This window comes from Pedobacter sp. Leaf194, from assembly GCF_001423945.1.
In the GTDB taxonomy this organism is placed as follows: domain Bacteria; phylum Bacteroidota; class Bacteroidia; order Sphingobacteriales; family Sphingobacteriaceae; genus Pedobacter.
On sequence record NZ_LMPU01000004.1, the window covers coordinates 12,651 to 30,310 of the forward strand.

Annotated in this window: 16 protein-coding genes; 6 read left to right on the top strand and 10 right to left on the bottom strand. The window is 38.0% G+C overall.

Annotated features, from left to right (window positions below; translation table 11 throughout):
* Positions 1-38 precede the first annotated feature (38 nt).
* The 4 genes from rpmH to ASG14_RS07270 all read right to left on the bottom strand — a co-directional run bounded on the left by rpmH (position 39) and on the right by ASG14_RS07270 (position 3,101).
* Complete coding sequence (rpmH, locus tag ASG14_RS07255; protein WP_010601723.1) at positions 39-197, bottom strand: 50S ribosomal protein L34; 159 nt, start codon at positions 195-197, stop codon at positions 39-41.
* 150 nt (positions 198-347) lie between these two features.
* Positions 348-1,082, bottom strand: a complete 735-nt coding sequence (locus ASG14_RS07260; RefSeq protein WP_056870414.1) for a LytTR family DNA-binding domain-containing protein — start codon at positions 1,080-1,082, stop codon at positions 348-350.
* A complete protein-coding gene (locus ASG14_RS07265; RefSeq protein ID WP_235528537.1) occupies positions 1,060-2,121 on the bottom strand; it encodes a sensor histidine kinase in 1,062 nt (353 codons plus the stop codon). Before ASG14_RS07265 ends, ASG14_RS07260 begins: the two co-directional genes overlap by 23 nt.
* A gap of 215 nt (positions 2,122-2,336) precedes the next feature.
* On the bottom strand, positions 2,337-3,101 hold the full coding sequence (locus ASG14_RS07270; RefSeq protein ID WP_056870415.1) for a LiaF domain-containing protein: 765 nt from the start codon (positions 3,099-3,101) through the stop codon (positions 2,337-2,339).
* A gap of 130 nt (positions 3,102-3,231) precedes the next feature.
* Between ASG14_RS07270 and ASG14_RS07275 the strand changes: the two genes are divergently transcribed.
* Entirely contained in the window at positions 3,232-4,104 is an 873-nt protein-coding gene (locus tag ASG14_RS07275) for a ChaN family lipoprotein (protein ID WP_056870416.1), read from the top strand.
* 39 nt (positions 4,105-4,143) lie between these two features.
* On the opposite strand, the gene mscL is transcribed toward ASG14_RS07275, so the two are convergent.
* Complete coding sequence (mscL, locus tag ASG14_RS07280) at positions 4,144-4,593, bottom strand: large conductance mechanosensitive channel protein MscL (RefSeq protein WP_056870450.1); 450 nt, start codon at positions 4,591-4,593, stop codon at positions 4,144-4,146.
* Positions 4,594-4,760: 167 nt separating this feature from the next.
* On the opposite strand from mscL, the gene rpoN reads away from it, so the two are divergent.
* Positions 4,761-6,233 (top strand): RNA polymerase factor sigma-54, encoded by a 1,473-nt coding sequence (gene rpoN / locus ASG14_RS07285; protein WP_056870417.1) that lies wholly within the window; start codon positions 4,761-4,763, stop codon positions 6,231-6,233.
* A gap of 18 nt (positions 6,234-6,251) precedes the next feature.
* Here the strand turns inward: rpoN and ASG14_RS07290 are convergent, their stop codons facing one another.
* The 4 genes from ASG14_RS07290 to ASG14_RS07305 form a co-directional block, all read right to left on the bottom strand.
* Positions 6,252-7,268 carry a type IX secretion system membrane protein PorP/SprF gene (locus tag ASG14_RS07290; RefSeq protein WP_056870418.1) on the bottom strand — a complete coding sequence of 339 codons (1,017 nt, stop codon included), beginning with the start codon at positions 7,266-7,268 and terminating at the stop codon, positions 6,252-6,254.
* A 2-nt stretch (positions 7,269-7,270) separates the two neighbouring features.
* Positions 7,271-10,765 carry a PKD domain-containing protein gene (locus tag ASG14_RS07295; protein ID WP_162238715.1) on the bottom strand — a complete coding sequence of 1,165 codons (3,495 nt, stop codon included), beginning with the start codon at positions 10,763-10,765 and terminating at the stop codon, positions 7,271-7,273.
* A 292-nt stretch (positions 10,766-11,057) separates the two neighbouring features.
* The gene (locus ASG14_RS07300) at positions 11,058-11,246 is read right to left on the bottom strand and encodes a hypothetical protein (protein ID WP_056870420.1); all 189 of its coding nucleotides are present in this window, start codon (positions 11,244-11,246) and stop codon (positions 11,058-11,060) included.
* An 87-nt stretch (positions 11,247-11,333) separates the two neighbouring features.
* Positions 11,334-12,188: an HD domain-containing protein gene (locus tag ASG14_RS07305; RefSeq protein WP_056870421.1), complete on the bottom strand. Its 855-nt coding sequence runs from the start codon at positions 12,186-12,188 to the stop codon at positions 11,334-11,336.
* Positions 12,189-12,391: 203 nt separating this feature from the next.
* Between ASG14_RS07305 and ASG14_RS07310 the strand changes: the two genes are divergently transcribed.
* Complete coding sequence (locus ASG14_RS07310; RefSeq protein ID WP_056870422.1) at positions 12,392-13,045, top strand: TetR family transcriptional regulator C-terminal domain-containing protein; 654 nt, start codon at positions 12,392-12,394, stop codon at positions 13,043-13,045.
* A 3-nt stretch (positions 13,046-13,048) separates the two neighbouring features.
* Complete coding sequence (locus ASG14_RS07315) at positions 13,049-14,356, top strand: AarF/ABC1/UbiB kinase family protein (RefSeq protein WP_056870423.1); 1,308 nt, start codon at positions 13,049-13,051, stop codon at positions 14,354-14,356.
* Here the strand turns inward: ASG14_RS07315 and ASG14_RS07320 are convergent.
* A complete protein-coding gene (locus tag ASG14_RS07320; RefSeq protein ID WP_056870424.1) occupies positions 14,353-14,709 on the bottom strand; it encodes a two-component system response regulator in 357 nt (118 codons plus the stop codon). The genes ASG14_RS07315 and ASG14_RS07320 overlap by 4 nt on opposite strands.
* Before the next feature lie 246 nt (positions 14,710-14,955).
* Here ASG14_RS07320 and ASG14_RS07325 point away from each other — a divergent pair, with 246 nt between their 5' ends.
* Complete coding sequence (locus ASG14_RS07325; protein WP_056870425.1) at positions 14,956-15,558, top strand: GIN domain-containing protein; 603 nt, start codon at positions 14,956-14,958, stop codon at positions 15,556-15,558.
* 124 nt (positions 15,559-15,682) lie between these two features.
* Positions 15,683-17,629, top strand: a complete 1,947-nt coding sequence (locus ASG14_RS07330) for an LTA synthase family protein (RefSeq protein ID WP_056870451.1) — start codon at positions 15,683-15,685, stop codon at positions 17,627-17,629.
* Positions 17,630-17,660 lie beyond the last annotated feature (31 nt).

The following is a 17,660-nucleotide window of genomic DNA, read 5'->3' on the forward strand; positions in this document are numbered from 1 at the left end:
ATCTGCCAGTTCCGACTAATCGGAAAAGCAATCAAAAATTATGCTTTATGCTTGCGTTCGTCAGAAACTGTTAATCTTTTTCTTCCTTTAGCACGACGTGATGCTAATACTCGTCTGCCGTTAGCTGTTGCCATTCTTTCGCGGAAGCCGTGTTTGTTTCTTCTCTTTCTTTGCGAAGGTTGGTATGTTCTTTTCATGACTGTATATTATCTTATTGTAATTTCAAAATTAAGAGGTGCAAATATAAAGCGATTTCTCTACAATTGCAAGTGTGTTTAATTTTTTATTTTCTACCAGATTGCAAATGTAATGATTCTTTTTCAGAATAAATTTAGAAGGCTAAGGCATTACAGACCCAAAGCCGCCTTTAACTTAACATACCCGGTTTTGCTTACCGGTAACCAGATATCCGATTTTAATAATACCACATAACTATCTTTCTCTTTCAACTCTATTTTTGTTACCTGTGCCAGATTAATGATATAGGAACGATGGATGCGAATGAATTGCCCAGCATCAAGCGCCTGCTCAAAAAACGCCATCGTTTTATTCTTGTAAAAAGCTCCATCAGCGGTACTCAATTTTACATAATCATCATCTGCTTCCAGATAATTAATATCGGCGACAGGAATTATTTTAATTATGCCATCTTTTTTAACCACGACCCTGCTGCTTTGCGCCGGACTCATAGCCGCTGCATCTAAAACTGCTTCAGTATTTTCAGTCTGGTTTAACCGTGAGGGCAATTTTTTGATGGCAGAATCAAATCTCGCTTTATCAATTGGCTTAAGCAGATAATCCACCGCATTAACCTCAAACGCTTTAATGGCATATTCATCAAAGGCTGTTGTAAAAATTACGGCAGGCTTATCTTCAACGAGTTCGAGCATTTCGAAGCCGCTGATTTTCGGCATTTGTATATCCAGAAAAATTAAATCGGGCTTATGTTGCGTTATCGCCTTCAAACCTTCAAAACCATCGCAGCACTCGGCCACTATTTCAATTTCTTTATGTTCCGAAAGGTAGAATTTTACAATATCTCGTGCTAAAGGCTCATCATCAATTAATATGGTTTTGATCATTTTTCTGCGGAATTTTTAGAGTCGTAATATATAAATTATTTGCCTCAATTTCTGTTTGCAAAAGGTGTGGGTTGGCAAATAACAAATATAATCTACGCTTAATTGCTGTTAAACCGAAGCCGGTGCCGCCTGTTGCCCGCATGTCAGGGTCGAATGGATTTTGTACCCTTAAATGCAAAACATCCTGCTCAACACAAACATCAACTTTTATTGTAATGGCTGATGAGGTATTGTATAACCCAAATTTTATGGCGTTTTCAACAATAGGCTGTAGTAATGTTCCAGGCAGGCAGAGGTTTAATGTATCTTCTTCAACATTAACTTCTATGTTTAAACGATGACTGAAACGAACTTTCTCAATATCCAGGTACAACTGAATGTATTCCATTTCTTCTTCAACCGAAACCCAGAGTTCATCATCGCGTTTGAGTGTACCGCGTAAAAATGAGGCAAGTTTGGTTATCATTACCCCCGCTTCCTTAGGATTAACCATGGTAAGGGCGAAAACAGAATTTAAACTATTGAACAGAAAATGTGGCTGCAACTGGTGACGAAGTTTGTTTAATTCGGCCTCTTTAGCCAGGTTTTGCGCAGTTAAAAGCCTGCCCTGGGTTTCCGATTGTTCTTCCAACCGATACCACAAGATGTTGGCAAGGGCGCACCAGCCAAGGCACATAAAAGATATCAATCCACGAAATGCAAAAGAAAAGTTATAGAAGTCTTTATATTCTTTAAAATCCGTAAAAATATACAGGAGCGCATATTTGGCTATAAAAATGATAACCAGCGTTAAGGCCAAGGTAATTATCAACACATATAAAATCCGCTCGTTTTTTGGTTGATAGTACCCGAGCATATTACTTACACTTATACAGGCCAAAGCCAAAAGCAGATTAGTTATTGTGCTATCGGTAAATGAAATTAACCATGAAAAATTTACCACATAATGGAGCCCAACGGCACATAAAATTAGCCATGCTAATGCTATGCTTAGCGCAGTTTTTTTAATTTGAGGTACTGATAAAGGTCTTGTTGTCAAAACTTATTTATTTAGTTCAGTTAACGTTTTTTAGGGACTCTTAAATTATAACCGCAGTTACAGGCATTCAATTTAAAATGGTCAAAACTGAGTTGGATGTCTTTCTTATTTACACTGTTTTCGCCATATAATTAACATGCATTTGGCAGTTTGTTACAGCAAGTTCGAAAAGCACACAGAATCTCATTAAAAATGCAGCATGTACGCCGCCAGCTTTAAAAGCTTTTAACTTCTATCCCACCGAACAGCACTGTTCCGTCGATAATTAATGTTTTTTGCACTTCTCCCGTTTGCATTAAGTGACCGCGTTTATCTTCAATGCTACCAAATATTGGTGTTCCGTTGGTTTTGATTATCCAGTTTGCCGGCACAATTAATTTAACGCCGCCAAAAATCGCTGTAACATCAAAAACGGTGTCCTGAACAAAGTCTGCCTGGGTAAGGTTAATATCTGCACCGCCAAAAACTACCGTAACATCTCCCCCTCTAAAGTTTTTTGAATAAACAACCTGGTTGGTCGAACCAAAAATTGCTGTCGCCTCCACAAAATCTTCGCTGGTTGATTTTTTGTTGCCCGAAGAAAAGTTTTCTGTTCCGGCACCGAGATTATCTCCCAGGCCATCTCTGCGTCTTTTCTTGAAACCATTACCCTTAGGTTTCAATATCAGGAAACCACCCAAAACCACCAGCCCAACGCCCAAAGCATATTTTGATGCGTCAAAATCAAGTCCTGTAATGTCATCAATGGTATAGTACGTACCAATCAAAACCATTATCAACCACCCTATTCCCTTGAAATTGCGCCTTACGCCAACAAAAATCCCTATCACAATTAAAAATGTATGCCAGCTAAATACCCAATGAGGAATGTCGAAGCCCATATTATCTAAAAGAAAAGCAAGCCCGATTATTACAATCACTAATCCACTCAGCATTCTGCCAGAGCGGTTAGTTGTTATATTATTATTTAAATTTTCCATTTGTGTAAATTTTAATAATCAAAAGTATTCATAAGCATTAAGCTAATTCATCGCAAATCTTCGAAAATCAGCAAACAATCGGTAAGCTGCATTATTTCGTCGGTGAAAAATATTTTAGTATTTTGAGGTCATGAAGATTTCGTTATTATTTATCATTTTACTCGTTTCGACAACACTTTCGGCACAAATAAACAGCACAACCTATAAAATTTACGATGTTAAAAAGCAAAGCTTAATTTCTTTAGCGGATATCATAAAAGACATGAGCACAGCCGACGTGTTATTTTATGGTGAAGACCACAACGATTCTACCGGACATTACTTAGAATCCGAAATTTTTAAAAAACTATGTGAAGCTTTTCCAAAAAAGACTGTATTGACTATGGAAATGTTTTATACGGATACACAGCCGGTTATTGACGAGTATCTGGCGGGCTTGATATCCGAAAAAAATTTTATAAAAGAAGGCAGAGCGTGGCCAAACTATAAAGATTATCGTCCGCTGATTGAATATGCAAGGCAAAATAAAATAAAGGTAATTGGCGCCAATGCTGCCACGCGATACAGCAATGCCGTAACCATGGATGGATTGGATGTTTTGAAAAATTTACCAAAAAGCAGCGCTTCATTTCTACCGCCCTTACCTATTGATACGGCTAATGGACGCTATAACGAAAAGTTTTTGGAAACATTGGGTGGCCACAGCATGGGACCAATGAAAATTTATCAAACACAAAACCTGTGGGATGCAACAATGGCCTGGTCTATAGCCAGGTTATTTAAAGAGCATAAAGGGATTAAAGTGCTGCAAATAAATGGCCGTTTCCACAGCGATGAAAAACTTGGAGCGCTTGCGAAACTCCAGAAATATGCACCGAAGCTGCACATTTTAAACGTTTCAGCATTTTCAGATGAAAGTTTTGATAATCCGAACTGGGGGAAATTTCAAAACCTTGGGGATTACATTATCGTTACCGACCCAAAGGTTAAAAGGAGTTATTAGCAAACAAGGTTCGCAATACCTGCGAACCTTGTCTAATATTTAAGCTTTTGTTTTCAGTAAATCTCTGATTTCAGTTAAGAGCATTTCTTCTTTTGTTGGAACAACCGGTGCAACTACTGCGGCAGCTTCTTCCTTTTTCTTCATCTTATTGATTGCTCTAACCATAATAAAAACAACCAGAGCCAAGAGTAAAAAATTAATGGCAACGGTTATGAAGTTACCGTATGCAAATATGGCCGCATCCGGAGCAACTTTTTTTGCATCAGCTAGTGAAGCACCTTTCGGAATAAGCTCCGCACCCTTTCCCATAGCAAAATAGATGCTGCTAAAATCGGGTTTACCCACCATTGCCGCAACAATTGGCATGATTAAATCATCGATAACGCTCGTTACAATCTTACCAAAGGCACCTCCAATGATTACGCCGACGGCTAAATCGAATGCATTGCCCTTTATAGCAAACTCTTTAAATTCTTTTACAATACTCATAATAGTTTGATTAAGTTTAGAATGGTTTCTAACGAATTTAGCAAACATTACGTTCCAAACAAACGTTTGTCGAAATAATTTCGCCAAATTATACAAACCATTGCTACCGATTGTCGAAAATATCTGATATGATTTGTTTATTTTTGCCCTACCCTTTTATATAAAATATGTTAAAGCAACACCTACAACAAAAATTATTACAGAAATTATCTCCGCAACAAATACAGTTTATCAAATTGTTGCAGGTGCCAACAGTTGCTTTAGACACAAGGGTAAAAGAAGAACTTGAAGAAAATCCGGCGTTGGAAGATCCAAGTTTAATGACAGCAGATGAGCCAAAAGGTGAATACGATGACTTAAATGATGGTCCTGACGATTATGAGAAATCATCAGAAGATACCAGCATGGATGAGTTTAATGTAGATGATTATCTTCAGGACGATAATACGAATGATTACAGCACCAGCTATAACAATGGTGATGATGATGAAGAAAAGAAGGAAACACCCATCGCTATAGAAAGCACTTTTTTTGAAAGTTTACAAGAGCAATTAGACTTAATTCCACTCTCCGACCAGGATTTTATCATTGGAAAACAAATTATTGGCAGTTTAGACGATGATGGCTACCTACGCCGGCCGCTAAGCTCTATGATTGATGATTTAGCCTTTTCGCAGAACGTTATGGTTGAGGAAGAGGATGTATTAGAAATGTTAAGACTAATCCAGAGTTTCGACCCTCCGGGCATTGGGGCGAGAGATTTAAAAGAATGCTTATTAATACAGCTGAAAAGGAAAGATGCAGGCAACCCGATTATTGTAAAAGCAATGAATGTTGTCGAAAATTATTTAGACGAATTTACAAGGAAACACTACGATAAATTAGAGAAAAGCTTAGGCCTTGACAGTGAGGAATTAAAAGAAGTTGTAAATGAGATACTTCGTTTAAACCCAAAACCCGGTGATGCCAATCAGGTAACCACCAAACAAATGCAAATCATTCCCGATTTCCACATCAGCAATAATGATGGTGTGTTAATTTTGACTTTGAATTCTAAAAATGCGCCTGAACTTAAAGTTAGCCGTTCTTATCAGGAAATGTTCGAGCATTACGATAAAGCATCTTCAAAAGATAAAAAGCTAAAGGAAGCCGTGCAGTTTGTAAAACAAAAGCTTGATTCTGCGAAATGGTTTATAGATGCAATAAAACAGAGGCAGCAAACGCTGTTAAAAACCATGAATGCGATTATGCATTACCAGTACGAATATTTTTTAACAGCAGATGAGCGTAAAATGCGCCCAATGATTTTGAAAGATATTGCTGACAAAATAGACATGGATATTTCGACTGTTTCCAGGGTTGCAAATTCGAAATATGTGCAAACAGAATTTGGAACCTTCTTATTAAAATCTTTTTTCTCTGAAGCAATTCAAACTGAAAACGGAGAGGAAGTATCAAACAAAGAGGTTAAAAAAATACTCGAAGATTGTATCGGCAATGAAGACAAACGTAAGCCACTTGCTGATGAAAAGCTTACTGAAATTTTGAAAGACCGTGGTTACAACATTGCCCGGAGAACTGTTGCCAAATACCGTGAGCAAATGAACATTCCGGTAGCCCGGTTGAGGAAGGAACTTTAGGCTTTTTGGTTTGTTTTACTACCACATTTTAATGTACGATGGTACTTTGTAGATGTTGTTAAGCAAAAGCCCCAAAACAATTTCATGACTGCCGTTGCTTACCGTGTTTAATTCTGACGTGGTAAAATCATAAGAATAAGTAAGGTTAACCATTTTACCAATGTTGAACCCGGCCATAGCAGCAAATGAGTCATCTCTTCTGTAGCTTCCGCCCAACCAAAGCTTATCTTTAAAGGCTATCTTCAGATTCAGATCGTAAGAAACAGGCGAGGGCTGTACGTACTTAACCATTACAGAAGGAATTGCCGCAATCTGATCATCCAAAAAGAATTTATAACCAGCTGTTGCGAAGAAATGTGGCACCTCCTTCCCAAGATTGTAATTATCTGAATTGGTAAAGTTTAGGCGTTGTCCTAAAACCTGTTGTGCAGAAATACCGGCGAACACCCTCGCCCCGTATAACCAGATGCCAATACTCAAGTCGGGCTTTAGCTGGCTCACAATTGCATTAGAAAGCGCCGGATCGGTTTGGCTATCAGGAAAAGTTAATGCATTAACATCAAGCTTAATGCTGGATACACCGGCAGCAGCGCCAACCGATAAATTAAAGGAATTGCTAAGCTGCAAATGATAAGCATAAGTCAGGTTTGCGTCCAAACGCGACAAAGGCCCTGCTTTATCCTGAACAACCGTAACACCCATACCATGATGCGCTGGCGATGAAGTATAATTTTGTGTGTAATTTCTATCCATTGGATCACCGGTTTGCTCGGGGAACGAGGTTAAAGCATTACTCCAAAGGTGGTTGTCGCCGAGCGCCCAATGTGCTGATACGAATGAAGTTTGCGGCGCATCGGTAATGCCCGACCATTGTTTCCTGAAACCAGCCTTAAAATCAATATAATTTTCGATTCCCGATAGTGCCGGGTTAAGCAGATATTGATTGAATATGTATTGCGTGTATTGCGGCTTCTGCTGAGCAGACAACTTAAAACAAACAAAACAAGTCAGGAAAATTATCGTATATTTTTTCAATTTTATCGAATTATAGTTAAGGGTCCGGTTACTGTTTTTCTGCCATTTCGTGGATTGATAAGGTAGTAATAAACGCCAACAGGCAAGGGCTCATTTTGATAATTTCCATCGAATGGGGTCTTATATCCATTACTAAAGAAAACCCGCATGCCGTTTCTGTTAAATACTTCTACCGTAGCCTTTGGGTAGCTTTCCAAATATTTTACCGTCCAAAGGTCGTTAACACCATCGCCATTTGGCGTAAAGGAGTTTGGCGGAACCAAGGCTTGCAAAACCTTCACTGTTACCGGCACAATTACGCTACAGCCATCACTAGTGGTGGCAGTAAGTTGATAATTAGTATCCTTTTCAGGCGATGCAACCGGATTTAGTACATTATCATGATCAAGGCCGAGCGATGGCGACCATTTATAAGTTAACATCGAACCCTCTGCAACTGCTGGGATGGTAACCTGACCGCCGGCAAGAATGTAGAGGGTTGCCCCCGCATCTGCAGTTGGAGATTTATAAACGTTTATGGTTTTGGTTATCGATTCCGTGCAACCACTTGTTGGAACGAAAGTGTACGTAATTAAATGCTGACCAACATCTACAGACTTTGGATTGAAATTTCCCTCTGCGTCTACCCCTTCTCCCGAGTAAGTTCCCGTTCCTGAAATCAGCGAAGTTTCTCTAGCCTGATTAATAACGACTGACCCATCATTTTGGCAGGCTGCCGGGATATCAGCGAACTCCAATATTGGCGAAGGCTTAAGCTCAATAACTTTTGATGTTTCCAGGAAACAAGTTTCGCCAGAGTACGCAACGAGGCGAATGGTAAAATTCCGGTTTGCGTTACCACCAAAAGGACGATAAGTTAAGTGGATATCATCTGCTTTGGGGTAGTTTATTATGATTGGTGGCAGATTAGGATTCGCCGCAAAATCCTGATAAATTTCGATTTTAGTAATTAAGCCGGAAACCGCTACAGAGAGATTGTTTATTACAACATCCTTGTTGCTGCATAAATTATTTTCATTCTGAATAGAGAAATCTGCAACCCGAACCTGGCCATTTACCGTAAAAACTTTTGAAGTTGTAGTTTCGCAACCGTTCTCATTTTTAATTTTGAGTGTGATGGTATAATCGCCTGCTGCTGAAAAAGTGTGCTTTCCATCCATATCGGTGGATTTGTTAGCAGGCGAATTTGGGTCGCCAAAATTCCATTCGTAAGTTAGGCCATTGCTGCTGCCGCTGATATTTTTGGATGTATTTGTAAACTTCGCTAAACCATCAGCAAAGCAAACCGCCGGCGTGGTAAAATCGGCAACCGGCAAATCAGTCACTAATACATTTTGGGTGTAAGCAGCACTTACACAACCTTCTGCCGAAGTCGTTATTAACGAAACCGTATAACTTCCTGTTGCTTTGTATTGATAGGCGAACGGCGCTTTTGTAGATTTATCAATTTTGGTTCCATCTCCAAAATCCCAACTCCAGTTTACAATTGTGTTTGGACTTTGCGCAACGCTTATCGTAGAGTTGTCCGCTACTACATAATCAGTATTTATGCAGGTATTTAGTGATGCCGTGAAGTTTGACACCGGCAACGGGTTGATTTTAATCGATTTAATAAACGGGTCAGAATAGCAACCAGTTCCGGATTTAACAGCTAAACTCACTTTATATGATCCCTCTTTTGCGTAAGCGTGTTTAGGATTTTGCTCAGGGGAAGTAGTTCCATCGCCGAAATCCCAAGCCCAGCCCGTTACCGCGAAATCTACGGAGTTTGATAGGCTTTTGTCTGTAAAAGCAATTTCAGACTTTGCACAGCTACTAGCCGCGACATCGAAATTTGAAGTCGGCAAATCATATATTGTAAAAATATAATTGGTTTCGAGATCGCCGTTTTGGCAGCTGGTTTCATTGTTGGGAACATGAGCAATTACATTTAACTTATGGTCGCCGGCAACAGAATAGATCTTATCAGCAGGGTATTTGTAGGTGTAAAAGGTTTGCCCGTTTATTACTTTTACTTCTGGTGCATCCGTCGTTTCAATGGCCGGTTCCGCATCTAAAGTCCATGTAATTTTATCGGGTTTGTAAGGTAAATTTATCTTAAAACTGGCCTTCGAATTAATGCAACCATTCTGACTTTCTTCTTTATTTGCTTCGTTAATAACAGTTAAATAATTATTCGAGGAAAGGTTCGTCCCGGCAGAATAAGAGTAAGATTCAGCCTGGCCAAAGCCGTAGGCAATTGCATTAAATCCATCATCGGCATTTAACGTTAAGCTTTTAAAAGTAGAATTATTTGAAGTTCCTGTTACGGGAATCTGATTAAAAGAGTACAATGAATTGCCGATTACCGGTTGCCACGGTGTTGCAGGCGCAACGCCGTCTACCTTAAATGTTGAAGATTTACTAGTTAACATCAACACATTGATATATCTCTCGGTAATATTTTGAAGCGTTGACGAAAAAACGGTTATCGTTTTAATGTTAAACTCTACTGGATTTAACATAACCATTTCCGGGTCGCCGATTGTTTGTACGCCTACCGCCGAAGAACATCCCTGTGTTAATGAATATTGAGCAACACTTATCAGCTTATCGGCCGTAACAAAAGTAGATTCAGTAAGCTGTTCGCTCTCAATAAATTGCCCTTTGTTTATGGTGTAAGTTTGTCCGTTGTAGGTTACCTTGGTATTATCATCCTGAGCCAGAATCCTGAGTATATACTTTCTTTTCGCAAAAGGCACGATCCCATAATTTCTCCCCCAGCTAACCGTTGGATATAATTGTTGAAACAAAGGATCTTGTGAACCGGTGCAGGCAATCGAGATAACCGACGTTCCTGAAAAAGCAGCAAATCTTTTACAAGAGGATGTTGATGGATCAGTTTCGACGAAAACACCAGTCAAATCATCGGAACCAGAGATATATTCATAAACATCGCCTGTTTTGAGCAGCTTAATTGTTTTAACGCCGCCGGTTTTTTCATGTAATAAAACAGTTGTATTGTCTTCTACAGCAACAATCGCCAGAAAATTATTCCCATTTGCACTTTGAGTGTAATTCATGGAGTAATACGTTTGGCCTAACGTTTCATAGGGTAAAATCAATGAAGCGGCAGACCTGGCGTTACCGTAAATATGTGTATACGCAGAAACCTTTGGCATACCATCTTTAACTTTAATATGGATGCCTCTATTAACAAGATTAGTATTCGATTCGGTCAAATCAACATAGGCGTTACTTCTTGGTACATCAAAGCGGATTGCAGTATTTGCAATAATCGCTTTAGTTTCAGACCATGTGCCACAACTTACCGTAACCTCTGATGCAGATTTAGAAGTTACAAATACTGCAAGATTTGCCAACGCACCGCCGCTAGGCACATGTGTAGGAAACACGGACCAAAAGTCAGTTCCCTCGTTGGAAACATTTTGTCCAAAGGTTTTATTGGCTAGAGAGAATAATAGTATAGTAAAAACTAAAAAAGCAGCCCTTTTCATAGCTACTAATTTGATTCGGAGATAATTTGCATTTCTTCTTAAATAGTAAGGCAATATACTATTTAAGAACATAGAAGAAAAGACGAGAGGCAAAAATTAACGTTTTTTCATCAATGAATTTACATTTGATGTAATAAAACAGCAGGTTGATGTAAAATTATTTTGTTGCCGAAAATGATTTACTACTAATTGTTAGAAATCTGAATGTTGTAAAACATCATCTGCAGGCACATAATTAAATTGATGCCGACAAACCAAAAGAAAGATAGGCTTTAAATTTAGTTACAATAAGCTATTCGGTCTTATCATCCACATCTTCTTCATTTTGAAACTTTTCGGAAAATAGTTTCGCCTTTTCATCTGCATCAACATCATTGTGATGCGCCGGTTCAAGATTTTCTTCCAACCGGTCGTTCCAATCATCTAATTTAGTTTCCGGGTTATTTTGTGGCCTATTCATTTTGCTTTTAGACGTTTCCATGTGCAGGATTTTAACTAGAAACATCTACAATTACGATAATGTTTTCCATCAGATAATTATTAGCTAAAAGCAATAACAGGAAAATTATTAAGCCAATAAGGCGTTTAAAGTCCTGGCCTTAACTTTTGGCACCGCTCCATGCCTGATAAATTCACCAACACCTTTTAATTGTTTTATAGCTTTTATGGCACTGTATCCAAAAGAGTGACTCCTTATCTTGTTTAATAACATCGTATCAGTTTTAAATAAATCACCTTCGGTTAATACCCCCTTAACAATTAATTCCTTAATCAGTTCAGCCATTTTACCATTCGCGTATAAATAAAGCGGCAACCTGAAAAACTCTTCGTTAAGCTTAATAAAGGTTTCATTAATCCATAATACCTCTGCCTGATTATTAACTGCAATTCGCCCTTCATTAAGTACCACCGCCGCTAAAAAAGTTTTTGCTTTTTGCCTTGAGATAATCCCAGCGTAAATGCCATCTCTTAACGTATAATCTAACCTATCTGCACAAAGCAAGGGCAAAGGCTGCTCTAAAATCTCGAACTTCCCGTACAAAATCTCATTTACGTCATATCCATATTTCCTTAAAACATCAGGTATCTCAGATTTGTATAACACCTCGGCAAATACCTTCTCGTGGAAATCTTCATCAGCATTTTCAAATACATAATCGCCAACGTGAGAGAACGCGGTGTGCGACACATCATGAAGCAAACCCGCTATTTGTTCGAGTTCGGAACCTCCAAGTTTCTTGATCAGCATGGCAACGCCAATTGCATGCTCCAACCGGGTATGACAGATGTCTGGATTAACCAGAAATATTGCACCGCTCTGATGAATACCCGCCAACCTTTTCAGCGCATCTGTTTCCAGGAGTGCCGCAAAAACCGCCGAAAATTCCATTTTCCCATAGAGCATATCATTAAGTTCAATCATGTCAGTTTCGTTAAATAACTTATAATTATACTAATTTTTTTAGTTTTATAAGGCAGTTGATAAAACTAAATAACTATAGATTTTAGCCAGAAAACCAACTTTCAAATATTTTGAAAGTGATTATTACATTAACATGATTAACAAATTACTGCTTAGAAAAACAAGGATATGATATTAACGTTATCATTGTAAAAAACAGCTATATGGCAACTGCTCAACAAATTCGTACTGCTTATCTTGATTATGTTTTAACAAACAATGAAAAACCTAAATCGGTTTACAGTTTCACCAAAAAACTTAAAATAACCGAAGCAGATTTTTACCAGTTTTATGCTTCTTTTGAAAGCATAGAAAAGAACATCTGGTTTGAGTTAACGTTCGAAACAATCAATACCATTAAGCAGCAGGAAGTTTGGCTTCAGTATTCCTCAAGAGAAAAAATGCTTTCCTTTTTCTACAGCTACGCAGAAAATTTAAAAAACCAGCGCAGCTTCATAATTTATAGCTTAAAGAATTATAAAGGGAAGTTCTCTACGCCAAATGTACTGGCCGGGGTTAAACCAATTTTTGAAAACTTTGCAGAAGAAATCATCAATGAAGGTTTAGAAAATGGTGAACTTGCCGAGCGTCGCTTTCTAAGCAAAAGGTATAAGGATGCTTTATGGATTCAATTTGCATTTATTCTTAATTTTTGGATAAATGATGATAGTGACGGTTTCGAAAAAACGGATGAGGCCATCGAAAAAGGGATTAATGTAACTTTTGATTTGTTTCAACACTCTCCTATCGACAATTTATTTGAGTACGGAAAATTTCTAAGTAGAAACGGGCAGTTTAAAGAGCGTATGGGGTTTTAATTGATGAAAGAACAAAACAGTATTCCGGTAACTAAAGTAGAGCGTTCAGCTAAATTTGTTAAAACAGGCTTCCAAATCGGTGGAAATTACATTAAGCATTATTCTAAAAAACTTTTTAATCCTGAGTTGGATAGAGAGCAGCTTAATGAAGACAATGCCACAGATATTTATAAATCACTGAGCGAGTTAAAAGGTAGTGCCTTAAAAATAGCGCAAATGTTAAGTATGGATAAAAACATACTTCCAAAATCATACGTGGATAAGTTTACGCAATCACAATACAATGCACCTCCGCTATCAGGGCCGTTAATTGTAAGAACTTTTACAAAAAACTTCGGCAAAACACCTGATAAAATTTATGACAGCTTCAATATAAATTCAACCAATGCTGCATCAATCGGGCAGGTACATCAGGCCACTTTAAACGGCAAAAAACTGGCCGTAAAGATTCAGTATCCCGGCGTTGGTGATAGCATATCGTCAGATTTGAGGCTTGTTAAGCCTTTTGCTTTCCGATTATTGGGCATGTCTGAAAAAGAACTGAACATCTATATTAAAGAAGTTGAAGAGCGTTTGCTGGAAGAAACTGATTATATACTGGAGGTTAAGCGTTCTATTGAATTCTCAGAAGCGTGTTCAAACCTGGATAATGTAGTTTTCCCAAAATACTATCCGGAACTTTCCGGCAAACGGATTATTTCCATGGATTGGATTGAAGGTTTACACTTGAAAGAGTTTTTACAAACCAATCCGTCACAGGAACTTAGAAATAAAATCGGACAGGCGCTGTGGGATTTTTACAATTTTCAGCAGCATGAATTAAGAGCCGTTCATGCAGATCCGCACCCTGGTAACTTCATGATTACGCCAGATGAAAAACTTGGCGTTATAGATTTTGGCTGTATAAAAGAAATGCCCGATGATTTTTATTATCCTTTTTTCTCGTTGATTTCCTCAGATGTGATTCGCGACAAGCAAAAAACAATCGAAGCATTTCGTAAGCTGGATATGATTCACAAAGATGACACTGAAAGTCAGGTGGAATTTTACTATAAATCTTATAAGGAGATGATTGAACTTTTCGCAAAGCCTTACATCAACCCTGTTTTTGATTTCAGCAAGAATGAATTTTTCGAAAAGTTATATGCTTACGGCGAAAAAATTTCAAAAATGCCCGAGTTTAAGCAGGCCCGCGGTGTAAAGCACTTCATTTATGTAAACCGAACTAATTTCGGTCTTTATACCATTTTGCATGAACTTAAGGCAGTAGTTAAAACCGATACCTTTAAGCCTGCGATCGAGAAGAGCTAAGCATTTTTCTTTATCACATCGATCATATGATCTAAGTCGAACGGTTTTTGAATAAAATCGTCGGCTTTACTTTCTTCTGCAATTTGGGGTAACTTATCAGATGTAGAGGTTAGAATGGCAGAAATATCTTCTGTTTCAGGTTCCGATTTCAATTCCTGGATTACCTTTGAACCTTTCTTAGTTCCTTTAATATTGTCGTCTATTACCACAACATCAGGATCAATTTTATCAATATTTTTAATAGGATCTGTTGATAGTGAAGCTGTTACATCAAATCCTTCCTCGTCCAATACCTGGTCCATAATATCCAGAATATCCTTGTTATCCTGAACTAGAACAACCTTTTTCTTCATAAAAATTCACACGTTTAATTCTTTTTAAATATAAGAAAAAGAACAGTTCCATAACATAGTGTTTCATTTTTTATGTCTGGCGCCGATGCTGTTCGTCCGGAAATTCGTGGCGTTGGTCGATTAGTCTTTGATTCTCGTATAAAAGGGCCGTTCTGGCTGCAACGTTTTTCCCCACCTGGCGTCTTATCAACAAACAATAACATAAAAAACATAAACCGATAAATAAATCATTTTAAATAAAGCATTATGAAAACCTCAATCAAAACATTAATCGCAACATCATTAACCGCAATCGTTTTAACATCTTCAATTTTTGCAGCAGATGCAAATGCCGGAGAGAAAAAACCAACTACCTCTGTAAACTCAGCAAGCAACTATAAACGAATTGTTATCAAAGGCAATGTAGAAGTTACGCTCATTCAGGGCGCAAAAGAAGGTGTGAGCTATACTGATGACAACACGGGTAAAGCGAAAATTATGCAGGAAGGAAATATTTTAAAAATCTCATCATCCGATAAGGATTTGGTAAAAATCACGGTGTACGTTGCCGATATTTTCAGAATCGATGCCTCAGATAACGCAGTTGTAAAAACAAACGGAAAAATCAGGACTAAATATTTACAGGTTTTTTTAAGAGGTAATGCGCAGGCAGAAATCAATTCTACCACAGAAGGACTTTACACCGTAATTGAAGATTATTCAGATTTAAAATTGAGCGGCGCTACAGACAACCATACAATTGTGATGGGAAAGACACCAAAATTAACGATAGACAGGTTCGCGGCTTTAAAAACCAACATGAGCTCAGGCGAAGCCAGCATTAATCAAACCGTAGCATTAATAAAATAAGATTAATCAATCTTCCCATAAAAGCGACTAAATTCTAGTCGCTTTTTTTTTGTCTTTTTTTGCACCGCAGGCAACTTCAGTATTTCTTCAGATTACAAATGTAAATTGCAAAAAATCAAAAAAAATGATGAATTTACTTAAGGGCAGATACGCTGTTCTTTACGCTTTTATAATCTACTTCCTTACTTTTTCCTTTTTAATTCGAATTGCACTTTTTAACGCCTCGGCTCAGCATGTAGCATTTTCTCTGGGCGAAACCCTAAAAATATTTGTGTTGGGCTTATTTTACGATTTGGGAACGAGCCTCATGCTGGTAACGCTGTACAGCTTGTTTCTTTTATTAATACCGACCAAAAAATACCAAAAAAAATGGAACAGGTTTTTTACCCCTGCCGTACTGTTTTTCTTTCTGGTCATAACCCTTTTTTCTTTTTTTGCTGAGTTAACTTTCTGGCAGGAATTTGAAAGCAGGTTCAATTTTATTGCTGTAGACTACCTTATTTATACGTACGAAGTTATTCATAACATTAACGAATCGTATCCATTGCCATTACTAATCTCCGCAGTTTTACTTATTGCCTTAGCCATAACATTGCTCTTTTATAAGTTAAAAATTTTTAAAAAAACGTTTGAAAGTACCGTTCCCTTTAAGCAAAGGATTATTTTTTCATCAACACTTATCGCAATTTCACTAACCTTTTGTTTTATAGTCAAAAACAGCTGGGCCGAACATGGAAATAACCGCTACGCAAACGAATTAAGTAAAGCAGGCATTTATTCCTTTTTTGCCGCCTTCAAAAATAATGAGTTAAATTATAAAGACTTCTACAACCTTATCGATGATAAAGAAGCATTTAATTTAATGCGAAAAGAGCTTGCAGAAGCAAATGCTAAATTTTTAAGCAGCGGCTTATCCATAAAAAGATTTGTGGCTAATGATAAGCAGGAGCTTAAACCAAATGTGATTACAATTACCGTAGAAAGCCTGAGCGCTGACTTTTTAGCGCACTACGGAAATAAAGAAAATTTAACGCCTTTTTTGGATTCAACTGCAGACAACAGCGTTTTTTTTAGTAACATGTATGCAACCGGTACCCGGACCGTTCGCGGTATGGAAGCGCTCACACTTTGTATTCCGCCAACACCAGGTAGCAGCATTGTCAGGAGAATGGATAACGAACATCTCTTTTCTGTAGGTGCTGTTTTTAAAAAGAAAGGTTATGTAAACACCTTCTTTTATGGCGGCGATGGCTATTTTGATAACATGAACCACTTTTTTGGCAACAATGGCTACAACATAGTTGATAGAGGACGAAAACTGCTGAACGAAACTTTTGATGGAAGTAGGAAAATTATTAAAGATGGGGAAGTAACCTTCGAAAATGCCTGGGGTATTTGTGATGAAGATATTTTTAATGTGGTGATTGAAGATGCTGATGCAAAATATAAGGCGCACCAGTTGTTTAATAATTTCATCATGACCACCTCTAACCACAGGCCCTACACCTTCCCGGCGAATAAAATAAATATACCTTCGGGTACAAGGGAGGCCGCTGTTAGGTATACTGATTACGCGATTGAGCAATTTATCAAAAAAATTAAGCGCAAACCATGGTTTAATAATACGGTAATTGTTATCGTGGCAGACCATTGCGCCAGCAGTGCGGGTAAAAATGAAATCGACATTTCAAAATACCAGATACCCTGCATGATTTTGAACTTAAAAAATCAGCCCGCTTTAAACATCAGTAAAATGACCTCGCAAATTGATTTGTTTGCCACGTTATGGCATCTTTTGGGCTGGAAATACACCAATGGATTTTTCAGCAAAAATGTTTTAGACGAATCTTATAAACCGAGGGTGGTTTTGGGAACTTACCAAAAACTTGTTTACATGCGCAATGATAGCATGGTTGTACTGAGTCCGCAACATAAAATGGAGCATTATATTTACAACAAGGCTAAAAACGAACAAAACAAGGCCAAATTCCCGGATGCTTTCGCAAACCAGGCAATTGCCAACTACCAGACTGCTTTTGAATTGTTTAAAAACGGAGGACTAAAAGAGTAAAGCGGAACCAGCTATGCCAATTCCGCTTCTA

Excerpts from the sequence above, each read along its gene's own strand:
- ASG14_RS07300 (WP_056870420.1), bottom strand. The coding sequence starts at position 11,246 with ATGGAAACGTCTAAAAGCAAAATGAATAGGCCACAAAATAACCCGGAA.
- ASG14_RS07275 (WP_056870416.1), top strand. The coding sequence starts at position 3,232 with ATGAAGATTTCGTTATTATTTATCATTTTACTCGTTTCGACAACACTT.
- ASG14_RS07305 (WP_056870421.1), bottom strand. The coding sequence starts at position 12,188 with ATGATTGAACTTAATGATATGCTCTATGGGAAAATGGAATTTTCGGCG.
- ASG14_RS07295 (WP_162238715.1), bottom strand. The coding sequence starts at position 10,765 with ATGAAAAGGGCTGCTTTTTTAGTTTTTACTATACTATTATTCTCTCTA.
- ASG14_RS07320 (WP_056870424.1), bottom strand. The coding sequence starts at position 14,709 with ATGAAGAAAAAGGTTGTTCTAGTTCAGGATAACAAGGATATTCTGGAT.
- ASG14_RS07330 (WP_056870451.1), top strand. The coding sequence starts at position 15,683 with ATGATGAATTTACTTAAGGGCAGATACGCTGTTCTTTACGCTTTTATA.
- ASG14_RS07310 (WP_056870422.1), top strand. The coding sequence starts at position 12,392 with ATGGCAACTGCTCAACAAATTCGTACTGCTTATCTTGATTATGTTTTA.
- ASG14_RS07270 (WP_056870415.1), bottom strand. The coding sequence starts at position 3,101 with ATGGAAAATTTAAATAATAATATAACAACTAACCGCTCTGGCAGAATG.
- mscL (WP_056870450.1), bottom strand. The coding sequence starts at position 4,593 with ATGAGTATTGTAAAAGAATTTAAAGAGTTTGCTATAAAGGGCAATGCA.
- rpoN (WP_056870417.1), top strand. The coding sequence starts at position 4,761 with ATGTTAAAGCAACACCTACAACAAAAATTATTACAGAAATTATCTCCG.
- ASG14_RS07325 (WP_056870425.1), top strand. The coding sequence starts at position 14,956 with ATGAAAACCTCAATCAAAACATTAATCGCAACATCATTAACCGCAATC.
- rpmH (WP_010601723.1), bottom strand. The coding sequence starts at position 197 with ATGAAAAGAACATACCAACCTTCGCAAAGAAAGAGAAGAAACAAACAC.
- ASG14_RS07260 (WP_056870414.1), bottom strand. The coding sequence starts at position 1,082 with ATGATCAAAACCATATTAATTGATGATGAGCCTTTAGCACGAGATATT.
- ASG14_RS07315 (WP_056870423.1), top strand. The coding sequence starts at position 13,049 with ATGAAAGAACAAAACAGTATTCCGGTAACTAAAGTAGAGCGTTCAGCT.